General features: G+C 74.1%; 20 protein-coding genes and 3 tRNA genes. 2 read left to right on the forward strand and 21 right to left on the reverse strand.

Annotation, left to right across the window (positions count from 1 at the left end; genetic code table 11):
* Nucleotides 1–218: 218 nt before the first annotated feature.
* The 8 genes from ACZ47G_RS13110 to ACZ47G_RS13145 form a co-directional block, all read right to left on the reverse strand.
* The gene (locus ACZ47G_RS13110) at nucleotides 219–2,816 is read right to left on the reverse strand and encodes a ComEC/Rec2 family competence protein (RefSeq protein ID WP_465741933.1); all 2,598 of its coding nucleotides are present in this window, start codon (nucleotides 2,814–2,816) and stop codon (nucleotides 219–221) included.
* 47 nt (nucleotides 2,817–2,863) lie between these two features.
* On the reverse strand, nucleotides 2,864–3,769 hold the full coding sequence (locus ACZ47G_RS13115) for a helix-hairpin-helix domain-containing protein (protein WP_465741935.1): 906 nt from the start codon (nucleotides 3,767–3,769) through the stop codon (nucleotides 2,864–2,866).
* A 201-nt stretch (nucleotides 3,770–3,970) separates the two neighbouring features.
* Entirely contained in the window at nucleotides 3,971–4,816 is an 846-nt protein-coding gene (locus ACZ47G_RS13120) for a DegV family protein (protein WP_465741937.1), read from the reverse strand.
* Between the two features lie 126 nt (nucleotides 4,817–4,942).
* Nucleotides 4,943–5,716, reverse strand: coding sequence for a hypothetical protein (locus tag ACZ47G_RS13125; RefSeq protein WP_465741939.1), 774 nt, complete (start codon nucleotides 5,714–5,716; stop codon nucleotides 4,943–4,945).
* Between the two features lie 300 nt (nucleotides 5,717–6,016).
* Entirely contained in the window at nucleotides 6,017–8,911 is a 2,895-nt protein-coding gene (gene leuS / locus ACZ47G_RS13130) for a leucine--tRNA ligase (RefSeq protein ID WP_465741941.1), read from the reverse strand.
* A 415-nt stretch (nucleotides 8,912–9,326) separates the two neighbouring features.
* On the reverse strand, nucleotides 9,327–10,622 hold the full coding sequence (locus ACZ47G_RS13135; protein WP_465741943.1) for a hypothetical protein: 1,296 nt from the start codon (nucleotides 10,620–10,622) through the stop codon (nucleotides 9,327–9,329).
* 98 nt (nucleotides 10,623–10,720) lie between these two features.
* Nucleotides 10,721–10,793, reverse strand: a tRNA-Ala gene (locus ACZ47G_RS13140).
* Nucleotides 10,794–11,015: 222 nt separating this feature from the next.
* Complete coding sequence (locus ACZ47G_RS13145) at nucleotides 11,016–12,455, reverse strand: MFS transporter (RefSeq protein ID WP_465741944.1); 1,440 nt, start codon at nucleotides 12,453–12,455, stop codon at nucleotides 11,016–11,018.
* Nucleotides 12,456–12,558: 103 nt separating this feature from the next.
* Between ACZ47G_RS13145 and ACZ47G_RS13150 the strand changes: the two genes are divergently transcribed.
* Complete coding sequence (locus ACZ47G_RS13150) at nucleotides 12,559–13,458, forward strand: helix-turn-helix transcriptional regulator (protein WP_465741946.1); 900 nt, start codon at nucleotides 12,559–12,561, stop codon at nucleotides 13,456–13,458.
* 120 nt (nucleotides 13,459–13,578) lie between these two features.
* Here ACZ47G_RS13150 and ACZ47G_RS13155 read toward each other — a convergent pair.
* From ACZ47G_RS13155 to ACZ47G_RS13190, 8 genes are all read right to left on the reverse strand, one after another.
* Nucleotides 13,579–13,651: transfer RNA gene (locus ACZ47G_RS13155), tRNA-Ala, on the reverse strand.
* A 56-nt stretch (nucleotides 13,652–13,707) separates the two neighbouring features.
* Nucleotides 13,708–13,780 (reverse strand) — tRNA-Ala (locus tag ACZ47G_RS13160).
* A gap of 169 nt (nucleotides 13,781–13,949) precedes the next feature.
* Nucleotides 13,950–14,597, reverse strand: a complete 648-nt coding sequence (locus ACZ47G_RS13165; protein WP_380462046.1) for a histidine phosphatase family protein — start codon at nucleotides 14,595–14,597, stop codon at nucleotides 13,950–13,952.
* On the reverse strand, nucleotides 14,594–15,052 hold the full coding sequence (gene rsfS, locus ACZ47G_RS13170) for a ribosome silencing factor (protein ID WP_188306799.1): 459 nt from the start codon (nucleotides 15,050–15,052) through the stop codon (nucleotides 14,594–14,596). Before rsfS ends, ACZ47G_RS13165 begins: the two co-directional genes overlap by 4 nt.
* 137 nt (nucleotides 15,053–15,189) lie before the next feature.
* Complete coding sequence (locus ACZ47G_RS13175) at nucleotides 15,190–17,100, reverse strand: LCP family protein (protein ID WP_465741948.1); 1,911 nt, start codon at nucleotides 17,098–17,100, stop codon at nucleotides 15,190–15,192.
* Between the two features lie 13 nt (nucleotides 17,101–17,113).
* Nucleotides 17,114–17,749, reverse strand: a complete 636-nt coding sequence (gene nadD, locus ACZ47G_RS13180) for a nicotinate-nucleotide adenylyltransferase (RefSeq protein WP_465741950.1) — start codon at nucleotides 17,747–17,749, stop codon at nucleotides 17,114–17,116.
* A gap of 124 nt (nucleotides 17,750–17,873) precedes the next feature.
* Nucleotides 17,874–18,029 carry a hypothetical protein gene (locus tag ACZ47G_RS13185; RefSeq protein ID WP_380462037.1) on the reverse strand — a complete coding sequence of 52 codons (156 nt, stop codon included), beginning with the start codon at nucleotides 18,027–18,029 and terminating at the stop codon, nucleotides 17,874–17,876.
* Nucleotides 18,030–18,182: 153 nt separating this feature from the next.
* Nucleotides 18,183–18,329, reverse strand: a complete 147-nt coding sequence (locus ACZ47G_RS13190) for a hypothetical protein (RefSeq protein ID WP_157846575.1) — start codon at nucleotides 18,327–18,329, stop codon at nucleotides 18,183–18,185.
* Nucleotides 18,330–18,628: 299 nt separating this feature from the next.
* On the opposite strand from ACZ47G_RS13190, the gene ACZ47G_RS13195 reads away from it, so the two are divergent.
* Nucleotides 18,629–19,714 (forward strand): M48 family metallopeptidase, encoded by a 1,086-nt coding sequence (locus tag ACZ47G_RS13195; RefSeq protein ID WP_465741953.1) that lies wholly within the window; start codon nucleotides 18,629–18,631, stop codon nucleotides 19,712–19,714.
* A 191-nt stretch (nucleotides 19,715–19,905) separates the two neighbouring features.
* On the opposite strand, the gene ACZ47G_RS13200 is transcribed toward ACZ47G_RS13195, so the two are convergent.
* From ACZ47G_RS13200 to proB, 5 genes are all read right to left on the reverse strand, one after another.
* Nucleotides 19,906–20,967 (reverse strand): SCO2583 family membrane protein, encoded by a 1,062-nt coding sequence (locus ACZ47G_RS13200; RefSeq protein ID WP_465741955.1) that lies wholly within the window; start codon nucleotides 20,965–20,967, stop codon nucleotides 19,906–19,908.
* A gap of 98 nt (nucleotides 20,968–21,065) precedes the next feature.
* Nucleotides 21,066–21,647 carry an SCO2584 family spore wall biosynthesis protein gene (locus ACZ47G_RS13205; protein WP_380523435.1) on the reverse strand — a complete coding sequence of 194 codons (582 nt, stop codon included), beginning with the start codon at nucleotides 21,645–21,647 and terminating at the stop codon, nucleotides 21,066–21,068.
* Nucleotides 21,648–21,818: 171 nt separating this feature from the next.
* Nucleotides 21,819–23,102 carry a glutamate-5-semialdehyde dehydrogenase gene (locus ACZ47G_RS13210; protein ID WP_465741958.1) on the reverse strand — a complete coding sequence of 428 codons (1,284 nt, stop codon included), beginning with the start codon at nucleotides 23,100–23,102 and terminating at the stop codon, nucleotides 21,819–21,821.
* Between the two features lie 74 nt (nucleotides 23,103–23,176).
* The gene (locus ACZ47G_RS13215) at nucleotides 23,177–23,701 is read right to left on the reverse strand and encodes a hypothetical protein (protein ID WP_465741960.1); all 525 of its coding nucleotides are present in this window, start codon (nucleotides 23,699–23,701) and stop codon (nucleotides 23,177–23,179) included.
* 163 nt (nucleotides 23,702–23,864) lie between these two features.
* Nucleotides 23,865–25,001 carry a glutamate 5-kinase gene (proB, locus tag ACZ47G_RS13220; protein ID WP_380462045.1) on the reverse strand — a complete coding sequence of 379 codons (1,137 nt, stop codon included), beginning with the start codon at nucleotides 24,999–25,001 and terminating at the stop codon, nucleotides 23,865–23,867.
* Nucleotides 25,002–25,229 lie beyond the last annotated feature (228 nt).

Consider the following 25,229-nt stretch of genomic DNA (forward strand, 5'->3'; position numbering starts at 1 on the left):
CCCATGTTCTTAAAACGAGAGGGGGGGTGGGAAACGTTTCTCCACGTGGTGGGGAAGGGAAACCTTTTTGCGGCGCGCTCTGGGCCGGCCCGGAGCGCGCCGCAATCACTTTCCCCGGGGCCCCCGCCCCCGCCCCCTCCCACCCTCCCTCCACCTCCACCTCCCCCACCCCTACCCCCTGCCCACCCCACCTCGTGGAGGGAAGAGGAGAGCGGGGGTCACGAGGGCGGGGCGCGGGACTTGCGAGTGGAGCTCCCGGAGGAGGAGTGCCCCGAGCGGGTCGCGTGGGCGGGCTGGGGGTGGACGGCAACGGCGAGGGTGGACGGGGAGTCACCCGTCACGGCGATGTCCCCCGCCCGGTCGGTACGCAGGACGGTGGCACCCAGCGCGCGCAGGCGGTCGACCGTACGGGGTGACGGATGCCCGTACGCGTTGCCCTCGCCGCAGGAGATCAGGGCGAGCCGGGGCCTCAGGGCACCGGTCAGGTCCCAGTCCTGATGCGCCGAGCCGTGGTGCGCCACCTTCAGGACGTCGACCCGGCCCAAATGCCCCAACAAGGCAGCCTGGGCAGGCGGTTCGAGATCACCGAGCAACGCCATCCGCAGACCGCCGGCCAGCGACACCACCAGCGCCACACTCGCGTTGTTCGCACCTGGCGCGTCAACGACCGCCCCGGGAACGGGCCACACCACGTCCCAGGCCAGCCCCGGACCGACCGAGCGCCGCTCACCACGGCCCGCCCGCAGCAGCGGAACGGCGGCCCCGGTCGCCCAGGCCGTCACCCTGGCCGCCTCGCCCGGCGGATCGTCCAGCACCGTGCCCTCGACCGCGCCAACCTGGCGCCCCCGCAGCACTCCTGGCACGCCCTCGACATGGTCCGCATGGAAGTGGGTCAGCAGCAGGAGCGGCACCCTGGTGACACCGAGCTCGCGCAGGCACCGATCGGCGGCGTCCGGATCCGGCCCGGTGTCGACCACCACCGCACTGTCCGGAACACCGGTGGCAAGGGCCAACATGTCTCCCTGGCCGACGTCACACATCGCCAGCCGCCACCCCGGCGGCGGCCAGCCCGTGGCGATCCGGGCCAGCTGCGGCGGGCGCAGCAGCACGGCGAGCAGCACCACCAGCAGCACACCCGTCACCACGGCCCGGGCCCAGCACCGCCGGACACGCACCGGCCGGCCGGGTTCCGTCCGCCGGGGCAGCAGCAGCGGCGCCGCCCAGCAGGCGGCCAGGGTCACCAGGGCGACCGTGACCACCCCGAACCAGCCGCCGGGCCAGGACAGTTGGCCGCCGGGCAGCTCGGCCCCGCGCCGTCCGACGAAGGCCAGCCAACTGGCCGGCACCCCGGCCGGCTCGGCCAGCAGCCGGGCCAGGGACGGGAAGAGCGGCTGCAGGGCGAGCACCCCGAAGCCGAGCAGTGTCGCCGGGGCCACCGCCAGTTCGGCCAGCAGGTTGCACGGGACCGCGACCAGGCTGATGTGCCCGGACAGCACCACCGTCACCGGCGCGCACAGCGCCTGCGCCGCCGCCGTGGCCGCCAGCGCACCCGCCAGGTGGTGTGGCCAGCGCCGGGCCCGCAGGGACTCGGCCCAGGGCGGACCGAGCACCAGCAGCCCGGCGGTGGCGAGCACCGAGAGCAGGAAGCCGTAGGAGCGGGCCAGGAACGGGTCCAGCAGGACGAGGACCAGTACGGCCCCGGCGAGCGCGGGTACGGCCTGGCGGGGGCGGCCGGTGGCCAGGGCCAGCATGCCGATCAGTCCCGTCCCGGCTGCCCTCAGCACACTGGGCTCGGGTCGGCAGACGGTCACGAAGGCCAGCACCAGTCCCGTGCCGAGCAGCGCGCTGGTGCGCAGCGACAGCCCCAGCAGCGCGGCCAGTCCACGCCGTTCCGCGGTGCCGGCCTGGCCGGGTGCGCCCAGCAGTACACCGAGGACGATTGCCAGGTTGGCCCCGCTGACCGCCACCAGGTGCACCAGGTCGGTGGCCCGGAAGGCGTCCACCAGGTCGTCGGGCAGCCGCGAGGTGTCGCCGACGACCAGCCCCGGGAGCAGTCCGCGCGCGTCCGGCGGAAGCCCGTCGCTGGCCGTGCGCAGTCCCTCGCGCAGCCGCCCGGCGATCCGCTGCGGCAGGCTCGGCGGCGCGAGCTGCCGGAGCGGGCCGTGGGCGACCAGCAGTGCTGCGGACTCGGTGTCGTGGCCCTCCCCCGCCGGGCGCACTTCGGCCTCGACGGCCAGCCGCTCGGACGGCAGCAGCCGCAGCCAGGGCTCGGTCTCCGGACCGCGGACCATGACGGTCACCGGGGTGTGGGTACGGGTGGGCCGCCCGTCCGGGAGGACGGTGGCACGGTCGGCCACGGCCTCGACGGTGAGCAGGGTCTGTCCGCCGGTGGTACCGCCCCGGGAGGTGTGGACCTTCGGGTCGCCCTCGACGGTCAGCTCCACCTCCACCGCCGGGGCGGGCTCGCCCGGGGAGCGCGGGGGCGCCTGCTCGGCCGCGCGGGCGAGTTCCGGCAGGGGCCCCCGGTGCAGGTCGGCGGTGTGCAGCGGGGTCGCGATCGCGGCCGCCGCGCCGGAGAGCAGCACGGCCGCCAGCGCCACCGCGGCACCGCGCCGACGCGGCGGGCCCGGCCGGGCCAGCAGCAGGGCGGCCGCGAGCACGGCGCCGCCGGCCAGCGCGAAGAGCGCCGGCTCGGCTCCCGGCCCGAGGGGCAGGAGTACCGCCGTGACCAGCCAGGCCGAGACGGCGGGCAGCAGCAGCCGGAAGTCGGGACCCGAGGAACGGGGGCGCGGGAGCGAAGCGGTGGTGGCGGACAAGGCGGTACCTCCCTTCGGGGGCGGCGCGGCGGAAGAGGGAACAGGCGTCAGAGGGTGAGCAGCGGACGGAGTTCCGCGAATGTTCGGGTGCCGATCCCGCTGACCTGCCGGAGCTGGTCGATCGAGCGGAACGAGCCGTGCGAGGTGCGGTAGGCGAGGATGCGCTGGGCGAGGGTCGGGCCGACGCCGGGAAGGGAGTCGAGCTGTTCGAGGGTGGCGCGGTTGAGGCTGACGGGTGATCGGGGCGTACCGGCGCCGGACGTTCCGCCCGGGCCGGCGGGGACCGGGACGGGCACGGGGGCCGGCACCTGCTCGCCGACCAGAATCTGCTCACCATCCGTCAGGACGCGGGCCAGGTTGAGGCCCCGGGTGTCCGTCTCCGGCAGTGGGCCGCCGGCCGCCCGCAGGGCGTCGGCCACCCGTGATCCGCCGGGCAGGGTGTGCAGGCCCGGCACGTGGACCCGGCCGCCGATGTCGATGACCACGGCGGCCTCGGCCCCCGGGCCCGCGGCAGCCGCCGGCGGACCGGCCCCGCTGCCGGGCGGGCCGTCGGCCGGAGCCGGGCCCGGCTCCGGCGGCACCGAGGCCGCGGCCAGCGCCGGTACGGCCACGGCCTCCGGCCTGGCCAGCCAGAAGTGCTGCACGGCGTAACCCACCGCGAAGAGCAGCAGGATCGTCAGCCCGGCCACCGCCCGCCGGTCGAGCGCCAGCACCGAGGCGAACCGCAGGCGCGCCCCGGCCCCCGGCGGATCGGGAAGGACCGCCGCTCCCGGAGGCAGCGCCGCCGGCTCCCCCGCCACTACGGGAGGCGCCGGAGCGGGTGACGGCGGCACGGCAGCGGCCCGATCGGCACCCACCGGCTCGTCGTCCGTCGGCAGCAGCGCCGCCATCCGCAGCCGCACCGTCTCGTTGATCGCTTGGCGCTTCGCCGCGCCCAGGCCCAAGGTCGTCATGGCGAGGACGCTAGGAGCCCTCCGGCGGGCGTGCAGGAATTACCGAAACCCTGTGGATAACCCGGGGGTTGTGGATAAAAACGGTCACTCACACGAGTGACTGCCCCACCCTAAAGTTGACCGGCGCACGATGCCCCACCCCACCCCACCCCACCCCACCCCACCCCACCCCACCCCACCACCCCACCCCACCGCCCCGCATCAGCGCGGCGCGACCACCACCGCCAGCAGCCCCGGCCCGACGTGCGCACCGATCACCGCCCCCACCTCGCCCACGTACAGCTCCCGCAGCCCCGGCACCCGCGCCCGCAGCCGCTCCGCGAGCGGCTCGGCCCGCTCCTCGGCCGCCAGATGGTGCACGGTGATGTCCACCTCGCCCTCCCCCGAGCGCTCGACCGCGATCTCCTCCAGCCGGGCGATCGCCCGCGACGCCGTCCGCACCTTCTCCAGCGGCTCGATCCGCCCCCCGTCCAGGTGCAGCAGCGGCTTGACCGCCAGCGCCGACCCGAGCAGTGCCCGCGCCGCCCCGATCCGCCCGCCCCGACGCAGGTGCTCCAGGGTGTCCACGTAGAAGAAGCCGCTGGTCCCGGCCGCCCGCCGGGTCGCGGCCTCGGCCGCCTCCGCCAGTCCCCGGCCGTCCGCGATGGCCTCGGCCGCCGCCAGCACCCCGTAGCCGAGGGCCATGCCGACCAGCCGGCTGTCCACCACCCGCACCGGTACGGGCGCCTCGGCGGCCGCCAGCCGGGCGGCCTCGACCGTGCCGGAGAGCTCGCCGGAGATGTGCACCGAGACGATCCCCTTCGCCCCGGCCTCGGCGGCCGCCCGGTAGGTGGCGGCGAAGGTCTCCGGGTTGGGCCGGGAGGTGGTCACCCGCTGTTTCGAGCGCAGCGCCTCGGCGACGTCCTTCGGGGAGATCTCGACCCCCTCGCAGAGGACCGAGTCACCGACCGCGACGCTCAGCGGAACCACCGTGATCCCGTACCGGTCGAGGGAGTCCTGCGGCAGATAGGCCGTGGAATCGGTGACAAGTGCGAGGTCGGAGGGCATGAGGCGGAGATTACTCCCCGTTCGTCCGGGAGAACAGCGCCCGCACGCGCTCCCCCGCAGGCCGGACGCGCACCACCCGGCAGGCCCGGATACGCACCGCCCGGCAGGTCCGGACGCGGACCGGGCTCAGCCCGCCGACGGCCCCGCCGAGGTGCCCGTCGACGGCTTCCGCAGCCGCTGCGCCAGCTTAGCCAGCGGGTCGGCCAGCCCGAGCAGGTCCTCGGCGCTCGGCCGCCCCTTCCCGTCCGTCAGCCCCGCCCGAGCGGCCCCACCGCTCCCCGACGCACCCACTCCGGAAGCCCCGGAAGTGCCGGAGGAACCAGCAGAACCGGCAGAACCGGCACCCCCCGAGTCCCAGTGCCGCAGCGCCCCCGCCTCGCTCTCGCACTCCTGGCTCAGCCGGCTCAGCTCGTCGTCCGCGAACCGGTGCATCCGGTCCTGAGCCGCCCACCGCATGGTCTCCGCCGCGTGGGTGATCCGCTCCGCCCGTTCCCGCAGCTCCGGCAGCTTGGCCGCGATCCGGGCGGTGTCCGGCTCGCGCTCCAGCACCCGCAGTTCGCCGTCCAGCTCGGCCGCGTGCGCGTCCAGCCGGGTCAGCAGCGCGAGGGACTCGCCGAGCTGGCTGTCGTCCGCCAGCCCGCCCTCCAGCACCTGCCGGGTGCCGTCCAGCGCGGTGCGCAGCTTGAGGCGGACGGTGGCGATCTGCGCGGGCGGGCCGACCTTGGTGTAGGTCTTCGCCTTGAGGGTGGCGGTCTCGACGGCGCGCCGCGCGTTGGCCTCGTGCTTCTCGACCTTCGCGGCGACGGCCTTGGCCGCCTTCACCGTGCCGACCACGGCCAGGACGAGCGTCGCGATCCCGAAGAGCAGGACCAAGCCGATCATCACGCCGAACACGTCCATCGCGCGCCACCTTCCGCCACCGTTCCGGCCCCCAACGGGCCCAACGCGGGCCGCAATGCCGTGGGTTCCACCGTAGCCGTGGCACCGGGCCGGAGGGCAGTGCGAAGGGGTCCGACGGGCGGAGATCAGGGACAGATCGGGGATCTCCCCGAGGGCCCCGCCCGCCCGAGCCCCCGCCCATCCGCCACGACGGCCCGAAGCACCGCCACGCCCACACAGTGCACCGCCACGCCGCCCCAAAGCACCGGGCGGGCGCCCCGAAGGACACCCGCCCGATCAGCCACCGACCCCGAACCGGCCTCAGCCGGTCACGATGTTCACCAGCTTCGGCGCCCGGGCGATCACCTTGCGCACCGCCGCGTCCCCGATCGCCGCGACGACCGCCGGGTCCGCCAGCGCCAGCGCCTCCAGCTCGGCGTCGGTGATGCCGGGCGCGACCTCCAGCCGGGCCTTGACCTTGCCCTTGATCTGGACGACGCAGGTCACCGTCTCGTCGACCACGTACGCCGGGTCCGCGACCGGGTAGTCGGCGTGCGCCAGCGACTCGCCGTGGCCCAGGCGGCGCCACAGCTCCTCGGCGATGTGCGGGGCCAGCGGCGCGACCATCAGCACCAGCTGCTCGGCCACGGCCCGCGGCGTGGAGCCGCGCTTGACCAGGAAGTTGTTCAGCTCGATCGCCTTGGCGACGGCCGTGTTGAAGCGCAGCCCGGCCATGTCGCCGCGGATGCCGTCGATCGCCTTGTGCAGGGCGCGCAGCGTCGCGTCGTCCGGCGCCTCGTCGGTGACGACCAGCTCGCCGGTGGTCTCGGAGACGACGTTGCGCCACAGCCGCTGCAGGAAGCGGTACGAGCCGACGACGGCCCGGGTGTCCCAGGGGCGGGAGACGTCCAGCGGGCCCATCGACATCTCGTACAGGCGCAGGGTGTCGGCGCCGTACTCGTCGGCGATCTCGTCCGGGGCGACGGCGTTCTTCAGGGACTTGCCCATCTTGCCGGCCTCGCGCTTAACCGGCTCGCCCTGCCAGAAGTACTTGCCGTCGCGCTCCTCGATCTCGGCGGCGGGCACCGGGAAGCCGCGCTCGTCGCGGTAGACGTCCGCGGTGATCATGCCCTGGTTGAACAGCTTGTGGAACGGCTCGACGGAGGAGACGTGGCCCAGGTCGTGCAGCACCTTGTGCCAGAAGCGGGCGTACAGCAGGTGCAGCACGGCGTGCTCGGCGCCGCCGACGTACAGGTCGGCGCCGCCGGCCGGCTTGGCCTCGGTGGGGCCCAGCCAGTAGCGCTCGTTGGCCGGGTCGACCACGGCGTCGGCGTTCGTCGGGTCGACGTAGCGCAGGTCGTACCAGCAGGAGCCGGCCCAGTTGGGCATGGTGTTGGTCTCGCGGCGGTACGTCTTGACGCCGTCGCCCAGGTCCAGTTCGACGTTGACCCAGTCCTCGTTGCGGGACAGCGGGGTCTCCGGCGAGGAGGCGGAGTCGTAGGCGTCGTAGGTGCGCGGCGAGTAGTCCTCGACCTCGGGGACCTCGACCGGCAGCATCGACTCGGGCAGCGCGTGCATCACGCCGTCCTCGTCGTAGACGATCGGGAAGGGCTCGCCCCAGTACCGCTGACGGCTGAACAGCCAGTCGCGCAGGCGGTAGTTGACGGTGCCCTCGCCGATGCCGCGCTCGGCCAGCCACTCGGTGACCCGGGCCTTGGCGTCCACGACGCTCAGCCCGTCCAGGGACGGACCGCCTTCGGGGCGCGCCGAGTTGACGATGACCGAGTCGTAGGTGTCGAAGGCGTCGTCCCACTCGGCCGGGTCGGATCCCCGCCCGTCGGTGGGCTCGACGACGCAGCGCATCGGCAGCGCGAAGGCGCGGGCGAAGGCGAAGTCGCGGTGGTCGTGGGCCGGGACGGCCATGATGGCACCGGTGCCGTAGCCCATCAGCACGTAGTCGGCGATGAACACCGGGACGGACTCGCCGCTGACCGGGTTGACGGCGTAGGCGCCGGTGAAGACGCCGGTCTTGACCTTGGCCTCGACCTGGCGCTCGACATCCGACTTGGCGGCGGCCGTGGCGCGGTAGGCGGCGACGGCCTCGGCGGGGGTGGCGGCGCCGCCGGTCCACTCGGCGGGGACGCCCTCGGGCCAGGCGGCGGGGACGATCGAGTCGACCAGGCCGTGCTCGGGCGCCAGCACCATGTAGGTGGCGCCGAACAGGGTGTCGGGCCGGGTGGTGAAGACGGTGATCTTCCGGTCGCCGGGGGCCGCGAAGTCGACCCGGGCACCCTCGGAGCGGCCGATCCAGTTGCGCTGCTGCAGCTTGATGGCCTCGGGCCAGTCCAGCAGGTCCAGGTCGGCGATCAGGCGGTCGGAGTACGCGGTGATGCGCATCATCCACTGCCGCAGGTTGGACTTGAACACCGGGAAGTTGCCGCGCTCGGAGCGGCCGTCCGCGGTGACCTCCTCGTTGGCCAGTACGGTGCCCAGGCCGGGGCACCAGTTGACCGGCACCTCCTTGGCGTACGCCAGGCGGTACTCGCCCAGCACCTCGTCGCGCTCGCCGGCGGACAGCTCGGCCCAGGCGCGGCCGCCCGGCACCTCGCGCGCGCCGGACTCGAACGCGGCGACCAGTTCGGCGATCGGACGGGCCTTGCCCGCCTCCTGGTCGTACCAGGAGTTGAAGATCTGCAGGAAGATCCACTGCGTCCAGCGGTAGTAGTCCGGGTCGATCGTGGAGATCGAGCGGCGCGGGTCGTGGCCCAGGCCCAGCCGGCGCAGCTGGTGGCGCATGTTGGCGATGTTGGCCTCGGTGGAGACCCGCGGGTGGGTGCCGGTCTGCACGGCGTACTGCTCGGCGGGCAGGCCGAAGGCGTCGTAGCCCAGCGTGTGCAGCACGTTGTGGCCGGTCATCCGCTGGTAGCGGGCGAAGACGTCGGTGGCGATGTAGCCCAGCGGGTGGCCGACGTGCAGGCCCGCGCCCGAGGGGTACGGGAACATGTCCATGATGAAGCTGTGCGGCTTCGCGGCGACGTCCCCGGCGGACGGGTCGGCGAGCTCACCGGTGGGGTTGGGGGCGTGGAAGGTGCCCTCCTTCTCCCAGATGTCCTGCCAGCGGGACTCGATCTCCGCCGCCAGCGCGGCGCTGTACCGGAACGGCTCGGTCGCGGTCGCGGTCTCGGCCGCGCCGGACGCAGGGGTCGTCTCGCTCATCGTCCTTCAAGCTCCATCGGTGTCAGTTGGCGAACCGCGCGACGCGGCCGACCGTGGACCCGTCCCACGAAGCGGGCGGGGGCGGAAAACAAAAAATCCCCTCGCAGGAGGGGACGCCACGCCGACTCCGGCACCGCCCGAGGGCGCGGCCGGTCCTGGTCAGCGCGGCCGGCTAAGGAGCAGGCGCACGGTTCGCATGGGCTCAGGGTACCGCAAGCAGGTCAAGGCACTCCGGGCCGTCCCACCCACGGCACCCCGGAGTGCCCGGAACGCCCCGGAGCCCCGGGGGCGCCAGAACGGCACTCCAGAAGGCACTCCAGAACGCCTCGGAACGCCCAGGACCACCCAGGACCACCCAGGAACGCTCAGGACCCCCCAGGAACGCTCAGGAACGCTCAGGAACGCCCCGGGAGCCTCACCCCGCCGCGGTCCGCCCCGCCGCCTCGAAGTCCCGCAGCGCCCTGGCCAGCCGCTCCGACTGCATCCCCGCCGCCAGCGAGCGCGCCAGTCCGGCCGTCCGGGCGGCCTCCCGCTGGTCGCCGAGCTGCCGGTGGGCGTCGGCGAGACGGACCATCAGCAGCGCCTTGGCGCGGGCCCGCCCCGGTCCGAGCCCGGCGACGGCCTCGGCGAGCAGCGGCTTGGCCATCCGGTGCCGGCCGAGCGCCAGCCGCCCCTCCCCCACCATCCCGGCGAGGCCGGCCCGGGCCTCCTCCGCGCCGGGCACACCGTCGAGTTCGGCGAAGGCCCGGGCGGCGAACTCCTCGACCTGTTCGGCCTCGCCGCGACGGCCGTAGGCGCGGGCGATCCGGCCGAGCTGGCGGGCCCGGGAGGTGGGGCTGAGCGCGGGGCCGTGGGTCTCCAGGGCGGTGCGCAGCGCGGTGACGGCGTCCAAGCCGCGGCCGCCGCCGCCCTGGGTGGCGATCACGACCAGCGCGCCGAGCCCGGCGACCCCGAGCCGGGGGTCGCCGCTGACGTGGGCGGCGCGCAGCGCGGCGACGAAGGCCCGTTGGGCGGCCGCGTCGTGGCCGAGGTCGTACGCGGCCCAGCCGGCCAGCCGGGCGAGCCTGCTGGCGGTGCCGTACAGCTCGCGACCGAGCCGTTCGTCGTACGCGCCGAGTTCCAACAGCTTGGCCAGCATGGCGAGTTCGGCCCTGGTGGGGCCGAGGACGAGGCCGCCGCCGCAGGAACGTTCGAGGCGCTGCTTGCTGCGGTAGGACAGGCCGAGTTCGCCGGCCAGGGTGGGGTCCACGCGCAGCGCGCCCTCGCCGCCGCCGACGGGTGGCGGCGGGGAGGAGAGCCGTTCGGCGGCGTGGTCGAGGTCGGCGCTGCGGAACAGGTCGGTGAGGCGGACCGGTCCGGCGTCGGTGGCGGCCTCGCGCAGGGCGGTCTGGGCGTTGTCGGCGGTCCACGGGTCGGTGAGCAGCCGGGGCGAGAGGATCTTGGCGCCGCGGTGGCCGCCCATCCGGCCCCAGAGCTGCTCGTAGGTGACGGCCATGCCGAGGGTGCGGCTGAGCACTTCGCAGACCGTCTGGTCGTGCGGGCTGCGCGGCACCATGCCGCGGTCGCGCCACTTGTACGGGGCGGTGGAGCTGATCGCCAGTCCGGGCGGCAGGGCGAGGCTCACCTCACGGGCGAGCCGTTCCGGACTCCAGCCGAGCTGGTGCAGTATCCGGGCCAGCTCCTCGTTCCGCCTTCGCTGCAGATCGGCCATGGCACGACGGTAGCGGTCTTTCCACCCCGCCCGCCGGTGGCATGCACACAACGGCGAAGAGCCGCCCCCCGTTACCGGGTGGCGGCTCTCGACCACTGTGGAGCTACGGGGAATTGAACCCCGGACCTCTTGCATGCCATGCAAGCGCTCTACCAACTGAGCTACAGCCCCTCGACCTGCGATGTCACCGGGTTTCCCGTCGTTTCCGTCCGGTTTCCCTCGGCGACATCGACTACTTTACACGGTCCGGGGCGTGCTCCTGAAATCCGTTTCCCGAGGCAGCCGCGGGTAGCGCGGCGATCGCTCGCGAAGCGGCCACAGCCCTCCGGCGACGCGAAGCGGCCGGCCCCGTCGATCGGTCACCGCGACGAGCACCCCGCCCCGCGAGAGCGGTCAGCGCACCACCCGCCGGCTGCGCTCCGCGAAGCCCGCGCCGACGAGCACCAGCACCGCGTTGGCCGCCAGCGTGACCAGCAGCGCGTGCCCCGAGTCGGCGGCGGGCGCCGGCAGGTCCACCTGCCCGAGGAACACCGAGCCGAGCACCGCCACCCCGACCACCTGCCCGAGCTGGAGGACGGTCACCGTCATCCCGCTGGCGTCGGCCGCGTCCTCGGGCGCCACCCCCGCGAGCGCCCGGGCGAACAGCGGCGCGTACGCGCAGCCGGCGGCCAGGCCGAGCGCGGCCGTCTCCGCCAGCACCACCGCCCCGCTCCCGGCACCGCCGCCGAGCAGCACCCCCAGCAGCAGGTACCCGCCGCCGAGCAGCACCGCGGCGAGCACCGGCAGCACCGGGTGCAGCCGGCCCGGCAGCCGGTGCCAGCGCAGACTGGCCAGGCCGAAGCCGATCGCGACGGGTGCCGAGCAGAGCCCGGCCCGCAGCGCGCTGTGCCCGAGGGCCGCCTGCTGGTGCAGGGCGAAGGCGAACATGAAGCCCGCGTAGGCCGCCATGATCGTGAACAGTCCGGCCGCCGCAGGCCGCAGCCCGGGGGCGCGCAGCACCCGTCCGGGGATCAGCGGGTGCCCGCCGCGCCGAGCGACCCCGCGCTCGACCACCACGAACAGGCCGAACACCAGCACGCCGCCGGCGAGCATCGCCCAGCCCCAGAGCGGCCAGCCGAGTTGGTCGCCGAGCACCAGCGGCACCACCAGCAGGCCGAGCGCCGTGCCCAGCACCACCAGGCCGGGGAGGTCGAAGCCGCGCGAGGGGTCGCCGGGCAGCCGCGGCAGCAGCCGGGCGCCGGCCGCCAGCAGCACCAGCCCGATCGGCACATTGACCAGGAACACCGGCCGCCATCCGGTGCCGAACAGGTCGGCGCTGACCAGCACCCCGCCGAGCACCTGCCCGAGCGCGACGCCGACGGCCAGCACCGCCGAGTAGAGGCCGATCGCCCGGGTGCGGGCGGTGCCGGTGAAGGTGCGCTGGAGCAGGCTCATCACCTGCGGCACCATCAGTGCCGCGCCGGCGCCCTGGAGCAGCCGGAAGCCGATCAGCCAGCCGGTGGTCGGGGCGAGGCCGCAGGCCAGCGAGGTGGCGGTGAAGACGGCCAGGCCCAGCTGGAACAGCCGGCTGAAGCCGTACCGGGCGCCGAGCCGGGCGCCGGTGATGAGCAGCACCGCGTAGGCGATGGCGTAGCCGGCGATCACGAGTTGCAGGGCGGCGCCGGAGGCGCCCAGGTCGGTGCGGATGGTGGGCACCGCGACGTTGACGATGGAGGAGTCGAGCACGGCCATGAACTGCCCGCACAGGACGAGCGCGAGGAGCAGTCCGGGCCGTACGGCCGGGTCCCCGGTGGTGCGTCCGGCCGCGCGGGGCCGGGTCTGAAGATCCGTCATGGCCACCAGCCTGGGGCGGGCCCGGTACCAGTGGTTAGAGCCTGCCGATCCTGGTACCGGCAGCACCTGTATCGCCCGTCCGCGCTGCGGCACGATGGACGCCATGACCGTGCTGGACGAACCCCCCGTCGCGACGGGCGGCCGCGAACGCCGCCGGACCGAGCTGGCCCGCTTCCTGAAGGCCTGCCGGGCACGGGTCACCCCCGAGGACGTCGGCCTGCCGCCGGGGCTGCGGCGCCGCACCCCGGGCCTGCGCCGCGAGGAGGTCGCGCAGCTCGCCGGGGTCGGGGTCACCTGGTACACGTGGCTGGAGCAGGGACGGCCGATCAACGCGAGCGAGCAGGTGCTGCTGGCGGTGGCCCGGGCGCTGCGGCTGGACGGCACCGAGCGCCAACACCTGTTCCGGCTGGCCGGGATGGCGCCGTCGGCGCTCGCCCAGCCGGCCCCGCCGGAGCTGAGCCCGGCGATCCAGGTGATCCTGGACTCGCTCGCCCCGCTGCCCGCGGCGGTCTCCAACACCCGCTTCGACGTGCTGAGTTTCAACCGGCCGTACCGCTCGCTGTTCGGCACCGAGCGGCTCCGTCCGTCGCACGGGGTGTTCTTCAACAGCCTCTGGTGCATGCTGACGGCGCCGGAGTGCTGCAACCCGTGCGAGAACCCGGAGGAGAGCCTGCCGCGGATGGTGGCGGTGCTGCGCTCGGCGTACGGCAGGCACGTCGGCGAGCCGGTCTGGGAGGAGCACGTACGGCAGTTGTCGGCCCGCAGCGAGCTGTTCCGGGAGCTGTGGGCCCGCCAGGAGGTGGCGCCGCCGAAGACCCTGCTGCGGATCTTCCGCCACCCCGAGCTGGGCGTGCTGCGGTTGAACGCCACCTATCTGACGATGCCGGGCGTGCCGGAGTGCTACATCGTGGTGTACGTCCCGGAGGACCCGGCCGACCGGGAGCTGGTCGAGCGGCTCGACTCCCTGCCGCCGGGCGGCTGGCGGCACACCTGCGCGCCGTGAGCCCCCTGCCGCCGGGCGGTACACCTGCGCGCCGTGAGCCGCACGCCACGCGCCATCAGCCGCCCCGGAACGGCCGAGAGGCCGCCTCCCGTTCCCGGGTGGCGGCCTCTCGAACTGCTGTGGAGCTACGGGGAATTGAACCCCGGACCTCTTGCATGCCATGCAAGCGCTCTACCAACTGAGCTACAGCCCCGCGACACTGGCGACCCTGGCTCCGGAACTCCGATTTCCACGACCGCTGATGCGGAGTGGAGCTATGGGGAATTGAACCCCAGACCTCTTGCATGCCATGCAAGCGCTCTACCAACTGAGCTATAGCCCCGCACTCACCGGATCTCCCGCTTCCCTTCCGGGCCGCGTTCCTTCCCTGCGAACGAGGAAGACTCTAGCTGGTCAGGCCCGGAACTGCGAAATCCGCCCCCTCCGGGCCCCCGTGAAGCCTCCGTGAATCCCCCGCCGAAGCCCCGCCGCCCAGTGCCGACCGGTGGGGATCAGGTGTCGTCGCCGATGACCGGCTGCGGGAGCGTGCCCGCGTTGTGCTCCAGCAGCCGCCAGCCGCGCGCCCCCTGGCCGAGCACCGACCAGCAGCAGTTGGACAGCCCGCCGAAGCACTCCCAGAGGGGCGGCTCCAGACCCAGCAGCTGCCCGAGCATGGTCCGGATGGTGCCGCCGTGGCTGACCACGACCAGCGTGCCGTTCTCCGGCAGCTTGGCGACGGCCTCCAGCACCACCGGCACCGAGCGCTCGGCGACCTCGACGGACAGCTCGCCGCCGCCGCGGCGCACCGGCTCGCCGGCCGCCCAGGCCGCGTACTCCTCCGGGTGGCGCTCACGGATCTCGGCGTTGGTCAGCCCCTGCCAGGAGCCCGCGTACGTCTCCCGCAGGCCCTCGTGGTGCTGGACGTCCAGCCCGGTGACCTTGGCCAGCTCCTCGGCGGTGCGCCGGGCGCGCTTGAGGTCCGAGGAGATCAGCAGGTCGGGGTGGAGGCCGGAGAGCAGCCGGGCCGCCCGCTGCGCCTGCAGGACGCCCTGGCCGGTCAGCTCGATGTCCGTGGTGCCCTGGAAGCGCGATTCGAGGTTCCAGGAGGTCTGGCCGTGCCGCCAGAAGACGATGCGCGGGCCCCGCGCGTCGCGGCTCAGTGCAGGTCCTCGGGCTTGCCGAAGTCGTCGGCCGGGGCGACGGCGTTGCCGGCGTCGTCGGTGACGGCGTCGGGGCGGTTGCGCGACTCCATGGCGTCGGCGGGCAGCGGCAGCTCGGGGCAGTCCTTCCAGAGGCGGTCCAGCGAGTAGAAGGAGCGCTCCTCGGAGTGCTGGACGTGCACGACGATGTCCAGGTAGTCGAGCAGGATCCAGCGGCCGTCGCGCTCGCCCTCGCGGCGCACCGGCTTGATGTCCAGCTGCTCGCGCAGCTGGTCCTCGATCTCCTCGGCGATCGAGCGGACCTGGCGGTCGTTGTTCGCGGAGGCGATCAGGAAGGCGTCGGTGATCGACAGCACCTCGCTGACGTCGAAGGCGATGATGTTGTGCGCGAGCTTGTCGGCCGCCGCCTGTGCGGCGACGGTGATGAGCTGCTGGCTGTGGTCGGTGACGGTCACGGTGATCTTCCGGCTCGGCGGCTTGGGAGTCCCCGGCACGGTGGCCGGGGTCGCCTTCCAGGATCTCACGCCGCTCCCGCGGCCTCGGAACGCATTTCCGGGGCCGCGGGGGCGGGCACGAGCGGGGGCGCCGCCGCCTACTGGTTCTTCGGCGGCTGGTAGTCCTTGCCGAGGACGACCACCAGGTCCGCGTTCTGGGCGTCGCCGACCTTCTTCACCGCCGTGTCCGGCAGCCCCAGGCTGCTCGCCAGGGACTTCGCGGCGGCCTGCCGGGCGTCGTCGGTGTAGCGGATCTCACTGGTGGCCTGCGGTGCGGTCTTGGCTCCGCCCGGGATGAACGTCAGGCCCGAGTTGACGATCTGGACCTGCGCGGCGGCGCCCGCCGCGTCGTTGCCGGAGGCGTCCTGCAGCGCGACCCGGGCGGGGGCGTCGCCGGCCGCCGCGGACTTCACGGTGCCGCCGAGCACGTCCTTGACCTGCTTGCCGGCGGTCGCCTCGTCCAGGGTGCCGTCCGGCTTGACGGTCAGCGCGGTGGTGCCGAAGTGGCCGTCCTTCGCCTGCTGGGCGAGCTGGGCGAGCACCCCGGCCAGGGCGTCCTCGGGCAGCGAGGGGTCGAGCACCGCGTTCATCCGGTGCACGTCGTCCTTGGCGTCCTTGAACTCGGTCGGCATGGTGCGCACCACCGCGTCCATCACCTGCCCGAACCGGGCCAGCTGGGCGTCCCGGTTCTCGCCGGGCCCCTGCAGGGTGGCGTAGGCGACCGCGGCCTTGCCGCTGAGCAGGGTGTTCTTGCCCGCCGCGGAGAGCAGCTTGCCGTCCGGCTTGCCGCCCTCGTGGGTCTCGGCGTTGGTGTCCACCCGGACGCCGCCGAGCTGGGAGACCAGCAGTTCCAGGTACGGGGTGTCCAGCCGCCAGGTGCCGGCCACCGGGGCGCCGAGCACGGTGGACAGGCCGTCGCGGGTGGCCGAGGCGCCGATCGCGTCCATGGCCTGGCCGACCGTGGTCACCGGCGGGTCGCCGGGGCCGGGCAGCCGCAGCACGTCGGGCAGCAGCAGCACCGTGCCCTTGTGCCCGGAGGCGTCGTCGACCAGCAGCGCGCTGGACACCTTGCCCTGCAGGTCGCGCAGGTGGACGACGTTGACCTGCCGCCCGCCGGCCGCGGCGGCCGCGGTCGGCTTGTCCCCGGTGAACCACAGGTAGCCGCCGACACCGCCGGCCGCGAGCGCCAGCACCACGCCCAGGCCGATCAGCCGGTTCTTCAGCTTGCGGCGCCGCTCGGCGCGCACCTCGCTGCGGGACTCGGCGAACTTCAGCCAGTCGATGACGTCCTCGGACTCCTCCGCCTCCTCGTCGACGAAGGTGAACTCGCCCGTGCTGTAACTGTCCTTGGGCGCCCGGGCCTTGCCCGGCCGGGCCCCGGCGACCTGCTCCGAGGGCGCCGCCGGCTCGGCCGGGGCCGCCGCCTCGGCCGGCTTGGGCGTGCGCCGGCGCGGCGGCGGCACGACGGCGGGCGCGGCGGGCGCAGCGGGCGCAGCGGGCGCCGCGGGCGCCGCGGGCCCGGCCGACGGCTCGGGCTGCGACTGCGGCTGCGGCTCGGCGATCACCGGGGCGACCGGCGCGGCCTGGTACGACTGCTGGTACCCCTGGTACCCCTGCTGCTGGTAGCCGTACGGGTCCTGCGCGTACACCGGCTGCCCGTACTGGTCGTACGTCTGCGGCTCGTACGGCTGCTCGTACCCCTGCTGCTGCGGGAACTGCCCGGTCCGCCCGTACCCCTGCTGCTGGTACCCCTGGGCCTGCTGCCCGCCGCCGTAGGTGCCCTGCCCGTACACCGGCTGCCCGTACTGGTCGTACGCCGACTGCTCGTACTGCTGCCCGTACCCCTGCTGCCCCTGCTGTCCCTGCTGGTACCCGTGGCCGTGGCCGTGGCCGTGGCCCTGCCCCTGCTCCTGATACGGCTCCTGGTACGGCTGCTGGTACTGCCCGGTGGACCACTCCTCCGGCTGCTGCCCGCCGTTGCCGCTGCCGTTACCGCTGCGATCGGTCACGCCCGCTCCTGGCTCAGGTCCCGTGCGGCGTCGCGTACAGCGCCCGCTTGTCGATGTAGCGGACCACGCCGTCCGGGACGAGGTACCAGACCGGCTCGCCCTTGGCGACCCGGTTGCGGCAGTCCGTGGAGGAGATGGCCAGCGCCGGGACCTCCACCAGGGAGACCCCGCCCACCGGAAGTCCGGCGTCCGACAGAGTGTGCCCCGGCCGGGTGCATCCGATGAAGTGGGCCAGCGAGAAGAGTTCGTCCGAGTCGTGCCAGGACAGGATCTGGGCCAGCGCGTCGGCGCCGGTGATGAAGAAGAGGTCCGCGTCCGGGTGGAGGGCGTGCAGGTCGCGCAGGGTGTCGACGGTGTACGTCGGGCCCTCGCGGTCGATGTCGATCCGGCTCACCGAGAACTGCGGGTTCTCGGCGGTCGCGATGACCGTCATCAGGTAGCGGTCCTCGGCCGGCGTGACGTGCCGGTCGCTCTTCTGCCAGGGTTCCCCGGTCGGGACGAAGATCACCTCGTCCAGGTGGAACGCGCTCGCCACCTCACTGGCGGCGACCAGGTGGCCGTGGTGGATCGGGTCGAAGGTGCCGCCCATCACGCCGAGGCGCTTCTTCACCGGTTCCGGTCCGCCGGGAATCCCGGCCTGCTCTCCCATGCCGCCACACCTTACGCGACGCCCGTTGCGGTGCGGGAACGGCCGTGTGGGGGTTGTCCGCAGATGCGTGAGGGAGCGGCCGGCCCTCTGGCCGGACGCTCCCCGAGCGGTCCCAGGACCCGGCTCAGCGGTCCCGGTTGAAGCGGGTCGTGATGAAGAGCAGGAGCACCAGGATGAACAGCGCGGAGCCACCCGTCAGCAGCGGGTTCAGGCTGTCGTGGTTGCCCCCCTCGCCCTCGGCGAGGAGGTTCAGAACGGGGAGTGCGGCAGCAGTGCTCATGGTCGGCGGGACCTTCTCGGCTCGGTGAACGGACCTGGGGGTGGTTCCGGGCCGGTGAGGGCCCACCCGTCATCGTACGGGGGGTTACACGGCAACCGCTCGGCGGCCCACCGCCGCTGACCGGGCGTGAGGGGGTGCGGCCGGGAGCGGGGTCTACTGGCCCCGGAAGGCGCGGGCCATGATCCAGACCAGCAGGCCGATCCCGACGAAGGACGCGACCACGATGATCCGCAGGAACAGGCCCGGGCCGGCCTCGTCGGAGATGGGGGCGGCCAGGCTGACCAGCGCTTCGGTGGACATCTGAGGGGCTCCTCGAACTGCTCGTACCGCGGCCGGATCCGGTCCCGGTTCTCCAGGGCATTCAGGGTAAACCCGCCTCACACCGGCGCCACCCACCGGCCCCCGTGACCCGCCGACCCGCCCGTGACCGCGGCCGTGCCCGCGCCCGTGACCGCACCCCGGGGACGAGTACGCAACCGCGGACGTTGCACAGGCAGTCGTTGCAGACGAGCAGTCGAGCAGACGAGTCGTTGCAGGCGAAGACCAGCGGGGGGCCGGGCGCTGCGCCGGGCCGCCGTCGACCAGGAGGTACGCAGACCATGACCGACACGACCGCGAAGACCCCGAGCCGCCGCCGCCGGCGCTTCCCCGAGATCTCCACCCGGGCCTGGGAACACCCCGCGGACCGCTCCGCGCTGGTGGCCCTGCGCAAGCTGTCCGGCTTCGACGACATCCTGAAGAAGCTCGCCGGACTGGTCTCCGAGCGCGCGATCCGACTGATGTTCCTGGCAACCGCCGTGAAGACCTCCGAGCGCCAGTTCCCCGAACTGCACGACATGGTGCGGGACGCCGCCTACGTGCTCGACCTGGAGCAGGTCCCGGACCTCTACGTCACCCAGGACCCGTCGGTCAACGCCTTCACCATCGGCATCGACACCCCGATCATCGTGATCACCAGCGGCCTGGTCGAGCTGATGGACGAGGAGGAGCTGCGCTCCGTCATCGGCCACGAGGTCGGCCACGCGATGTCCGGCCACGCCGTCTACCGGACGATGCTGATGATCCTCACCAACATCGCCACCCGGATCGCCTGGGTGCCGCTCGGCAACCTGGCGATCACGGCGGTCATCACCGCGCTCAAGGAGTGGTTCCGCAAGGCCGAGCTGTCCAGCGACCGGGCCGGCCTGCTCGCCGGGCAGGACCTCCAGGCGTCCATGCGGGCCCTGATGAAGCTGGCCGGCGGGCACAACCTGGCCGAGATGAACGTCGACGCCTTCCTGGAGCAGGCCGAGGAGTACGAGAAGGCCGGGGACCTGCGCGACGGCGTGCTCAAGCTGCTCCAGCTGCTGCCGCAGACCCACCCGTTCGCGGTGGTCCGGGTCGCCCAGCTGAAGAAGTGGGCGGAGAGCGACGAGTACCGCTCGATCCTGGCCGGCGCCTACCCGCGCCGCACGGACGACCGGGAGGCCTCGGTCGGCGAGCAGTGGAAGGCCGCGGCCGAGCACTACTCGACCTCGGTGAAGGAGAGCAAGGACCCGCTGATGGGCCTGCTGCGGGACGTGGCCGGCGGCGCCGCGACGGTCGGCGGCAAGCTGCGCGACACCTTCACCGGCGGCAGCGGCAGCCGCGGCGGCTCCACCCCGGGGGACCAGGCGGGCGGCTCCTCGGACCGCGCCGAGGGCTGAACCGGCGCCCCCACCCTGCGCCGCGGACGGCCGGTGACCCACCCGGGCCACCGGCCGTCCGCCGCTCCCGACCGCCGGCTACCGACCGCCGACCGCCGGCCACCGACTGCCGACTGCTGGCCACCGACCACCGGCCACCGGCCACCGACCGCCGACCGCCGACCGCCGACCACCGACCACCGACCACCCGCTCAGCTCCCCGCCAGCACCCCGCACACCTGCCAGGCCGGCCGCGCGTGGTTGCCCGGGTCGACCGGCGTCGGCGGCGCCACCGCGGTGCCCTGGCCGGTGGCCAGCACCGGCTGCAGGAAGCCCGCCATCGAGGCGGCGCACGGCTCCGGCCCGGCCTGCAGCACCGCGTCCACCAGCCGCAGCTGCGCCTGCCCCAGGTCGACCCGGTCGAACTGGAAGGTCAGCTCGCGCCGCACGGTCTCCAGGGTGACCGGCGCTCCGGCCGGGGCCCCGGCGGGCTTCAGCGCGTAGACGAAGGTGTGGTCGGTGGTGATCTGCAGGGTGCTGCCGTCCGCCTCGTCGACCCGCATCGCGCCGACCGTCTTCACGGTGTCGGAGGCGAGCGCGACCTGTGCCGGGTCGAAGCGGACGATCCAGCCGGTCACCGCGTGGTGCCGGTCGTCCACCGGCTGGGCGGCGGAGGCGTCGAACTGGGCCTGCTCACCGGGCGTGACGTAGGCCCGCACGTCCGTGGTGACGCCCTGGACCAGCGCCGCGGGGGACAGCGAGGAGGCGACCAGGTAGCGCTGCACGGTGTCGAGCGCCTTGGTCACCTCGACCTTGCTGAAGTGCTCGGTGGCGGCCCCGGCGGGGGTGTTCAGCCCGGCCGTCCCGTCCCCGTACCCGGGGGGCAGCGCGGCGAACGGATGCGCCGGGTCGGCGACCGGCCGTACGGTCGAAGCCGGGCTCAACGCGACCAGGCTGACGGTGAGTTGACTGCCCTCCGGCCGCAGCGGGATGCCTTTGGGCGAGTTCACTCCGAAGTACACCGCGGCCCCGAAGGCCAGCAGGATCAGCAGCAGCAGGGCCAGCGCCTGGCGCGGCACGGAGCCCAGCGGGCCCAGCCGCACCCGGGCCCGGGTGGCCTTGCCGAAGGAGCCCGCGAGCCGTTCCCGGGCGGAGAGCTCCTGGATCCGGGCAGCGCGGACGAACGACTCGTCGAAGACGACGGACCGGAACTCGTCCTCATTGCCGGAACCGCCCTCGGGCGTACCCTCAGGAGGCTCGCGCGGGTCACCCATAGCACCAGGGTAGGCGCACCCGGGGCCCGCCACGAGGGTCCCGGCGCAGATTGCCGGGAACGCTCCGTGACCGGCCGCCCCGGGCGCACGCCCCCCGGTCAGCCGGCCGGTGCGGTGACCACCGGTAGCGGCTCGGCGGGCGCGGACCGCGGGTCCGCCCCCGGGCTGCTGTTGCCGGACTCCGGGCGCCGGGGAGCGCCCGAGGTGCCGCCCACGCCCTGGTAGATCGCCGCGACCGCCACCGCCACCAGGCTCACGCCCATGATCACGGCGAGCACCCAGGCCACCGGCCGGTGCCAGCGCTGCTGGGCCACGTACCGGCCGCGGGTCCGCACCGGGTCGTAGCGCCGTCCCCAGCGCCGTCCCGGATGCCCGCCCGCCCGGCCCGGGCCCGACCACGGGTCGGGGTAGAGGTGATCGTCGTCGAGTCCGCTCGGGTGCGGGCGCAGCTCCAACGGCAGCCCGTCCCCGACCGGAACGTCATAGCTCCAGCCCGGTCCCGCGGCGTCCGGCTCGAACCGGGCCTCGGCGGCGGCGAGCTGCCGCTCCTTGGCCGTCGGCTCGTGCACGGCGGCGGACCGGACGAAGGCCTCATCGAAGACCACGGTGGCGAACTCGTCGTCCGCACCACCGTGGTCGGCGCCGTCGGGGTACGGCAAGCCCCCCACATCCTCAGCCACGGATTCAGCGTATTACCGGCCGGGCGATTTGTCTGTGGCTCCCGGCAGTTGGTCCGTCACACGTGTGACGGCCACCCCTCAGCGGGCGTCCGCGCCCCCGCCCACGGTCTGCGTCGCCCAAGGCCTGTCACCTGGATCCTGGCCCGATCCGACCGAATCCAGGAGACAGGCCTAACCGCGGACATGCCCGTCACCAGTGACGATGTACTTGGTGCTGGTCAGCTCCGGCAGGCCCATCGGGCCGCGGGCGTGCAGCTTCTGGGTGGAGATGCCGATCTCCGCGCCGAAGCCGAACTCACCGCCGTCGGTGAACCGGGTGGAGGCGTTGACGGCCACCGTGGTCGAGTCCACCAGCTGGGTGAAGCGGCGGGCGGCGGCCTGCGAGGTGGTGACGATCGCCTCGGTGTGGCCGGAGGACCACCGGCGGATGTGCGCGACGGCGGCGTCCAGCGAGGGCACCACGGCCGCGGCCAGGTCGTACGAGAGGTACTCGGCGCCCCAGTCCTCGTCGGTGGCCGGCACCACGGTGGCGCCGGTGCCCTCGGCCGCCTTGAGCACCGCCTCGTCGCCGTGCACCGTCACCCCGGCCTCCGCCAGGGCGGCCAGGGCGAGCGGCAGGAACTCGTCCGCGACGTCCTGGTGCACCAGCAGCGTCTCGGCGGAGTTGCAGACGCTGACCCGCTGTGCCTTGGAGTTCAGCAGGATCGCGACGGCCATCGCCAGGTCGGTCCGCGCGTCCACGTACACGTGGCAGTTGCCGGTGCCGGTCTCGATCACCGGAACGGTCGAGCCCTCGACCACGGTGCGGATCAGCGAGGCCCCGCCGCGCGGGATCAGCACGTCGACCAGGCCGCGGGCGCGCATCAGCTCCTGCACCGACTCCCGGCTCTCCCCCGGCACCAGCTGGATCACGTCGGCCGGCAGCCCGGCCGCGACCACGGCGTCCCGCAGGACGGCGACCAGCGCGGTGTTGGAGCGGTAGGCGGAGGCGGAGCCGCGCAGCAGCACCGCGTTGCCGGACTTCAGGCAGAGCGCGGCCGCGTCGACGGTGACGTTCGGCCGGGCCTCGTAGATGATGCCGACCACGCCCAGCGGCACCCGGACCTGGCGCACGTCCAGGCCGTTCGGCAGCGTGTAGCCGCGCACCACCTCGCCGACCGGGTCGGCCAGGCCGGCCACGTCCCGCACGTCGGAGGCGATCGCGGCGATCCGCTCGTCGGTCAGGCTCAGCCGGTCGATCACCGACTCGGCCGTCCCCGCCGCGCGGGCCCGCTCCACGTCCTCGGCGTTGGCCGCGACGATCTCGGCACCGCGGGCGACCAGCGCGTCCGCGATCGCCAGCAGCGCGGCGTCCTTGGCCCGGCGCGGCAGCGGGGCGAGCGCGGCGGCGGCCTCCCGGGCTCGGCGCGCTACGGCGAGGACGGGGCTGTCGGCGGTGGCGAGATCGCTGGTCATGCCGCCAAGGGTAGCGACTGGCCCGTGCCCCCCGACCGTCATTTCGCCCGGTGAGACACCGGCCGGACCGCCGGTCAGTACGGGTGCACCCCGCCCAGGTGCGGCGGCGGCGTGCCGAAGCCCTCCGCGACCCGCTTGTGGTACGTCGCCCGGTCCACCACCTCCAGCCCGACGATCTCCCACGGCGGCAGCTTGGCGGTCACCTTGTGCTCGCCCCACAGGCGCAGCGCGATCGCCGCCGCGTCGTGCAGGTCCCGGGCCTGTTCCCAGTACCGGATCTCGGCGTGGTCGGCCGCGTAGCGGGCGGTCAGGAAGAACGAGTGGTCGTGCGCCAGCTGCTCCAGTGAGGCCCGCAGCGAGGACAACGGGGTGGTCTGCCCGGCCACGCTCAGCACCACGTGCCACAGCCGCGCCTGCTCCGGCACGCTGGGCGGGTCCGCGGCCTGGGCGCGCTGCGGCCGCACCCTGCGCGCCCCGCCGGGCCTCTGCGGCGACGGACCGGCCGGCTCGGCGGGGGCGTCCCCGCGTCCGCCGTCGATACTGGTCAGCCGCCGGCCCGCCGTCCCTCCGGTCAGCGCTGCCTCGCGCCTGCGTTCCACCGGCGGCCTCCTGTTCGGCGATCTCGTGTCGTCCCCCCGGCCCGCCGGCCCTCGGCCGACCGGTACGGCTGCGCCCCTCCTCGCCCGCGGCCGGACCGCTCCCGGTTCGGAGCGGCCCGCCGACCGCACTGCGCCGCTCGGCCGGTGCCGGCCGGACGGCCGGTCAGCCGTGCAGAACGACCAGGTCGTCGCGGTGGACGACCTCGCGCTCGTACCCGGCGCCGAACTCCTGGGCCAGGTCGCGGGTGGACCGGCCGAGCAGGCGGGGCAACTCCCTCGCATCAAAGTTGACCAGTCCGCGGGCCACGATGTGGCCGTTTTCGGCAAGAAGGTCCACCGGATCACCCGCGGCGAACTCCCCGTCGACCTTGGTCACCCCGGCCGGCAGCAGCGAGGCACCGCCGGAGACGACCGCCTCGACCGCGCCCGCGTCCAGGTGCAGGGCGCCGCGCGGGCTGCTCGCATGGGCCAGCCAGAGCATCCGGTCGGAGGTGCGGCTGCCGGTGCGCCGGAAGAGCGTGCCGGTGGGCCGTCCGGCCAGCGCGTCCGCGGCGTGGCTGGCCGCGGTGAGCACCACCGGGATGCCCGCGCCGGTGGCGATCCGGGCCGCCTCGACCTTGGTGACCATGCCGCCGGTGCCGACGCCCGCCTTGCCGGCGCTGCCGATCTGGATGCCGTCGAGGTCGTGCGGGCCGCCCACCTCGGCGATCCGGCTGGTGCCGGGCCGGGACGGGTCGCCGTCATAGAGGCCGTCCACGTCGGAGAGCAGCACCAGCAGGTCGGCCCGGACCAAGTGGGCGACCAGCGCGGCCAGCCGGTCGTTGTCCCCGAACTTGATTTCGGCGGTGGCGACGGTGTCGTTCTCGTTGACGACCGGCATCGCGCCCATCGCCAGCAGCTGGTCCAGCGTCCGGTAGGCGTTGCGGTAGTGGGCGCGCCGGCTGGCGTCCTCGGCGGTGAGCAGCACCTGGCCGACCCGGATGCCGTACCGGGCGAAGGAGGCGGTGTACCGGGCGACCAGCAGTCCCTGGCCGACACTGGCGGCGGCCTGCTGACGGGCCAGGTCCTTTGGCCGCTTGTCCAGGCCGAGCGGGGCGAGCCCGGCGGCGATGGCACCGGAGGAGACGAGGACGACCTCGGGCGCGTCCGGACGGCTGCGCACCTTGGCGAGCGCGTCCACCAGGGCGTCGACCCGGTCGGCGTCCAGGCCGCCGGCCGCCGTGGTGAGTGAGGAGGAGCCGACCTTGACCACGATCCGCCGTGCGGTCAGCACCTCCTCCCGCAGTGAGTCCTCGCTCATCTCGCTGTACGCCCTTCCGGTGTGGTGCTGGTGCGGCGGGGCCCTGCCCGGCCGTCATGCCCGAAATCTACGCGATCCGCGCAGGTCACCCCCAGGGTGTTTCACCGGCTGGACCCGCCCTGGTCACCGGCCCGCCACAGCCCGGCCGCCCATCCGGATGGCTGGTATGGTCCCTGACCAAAAGCCAGATCGGGGGACGGCTTCCTGCCCGCTGTGCCCACTCGTCTT

The organism is Kitasatospora sp. NPDC030952 (assembly GCF_055571335.1).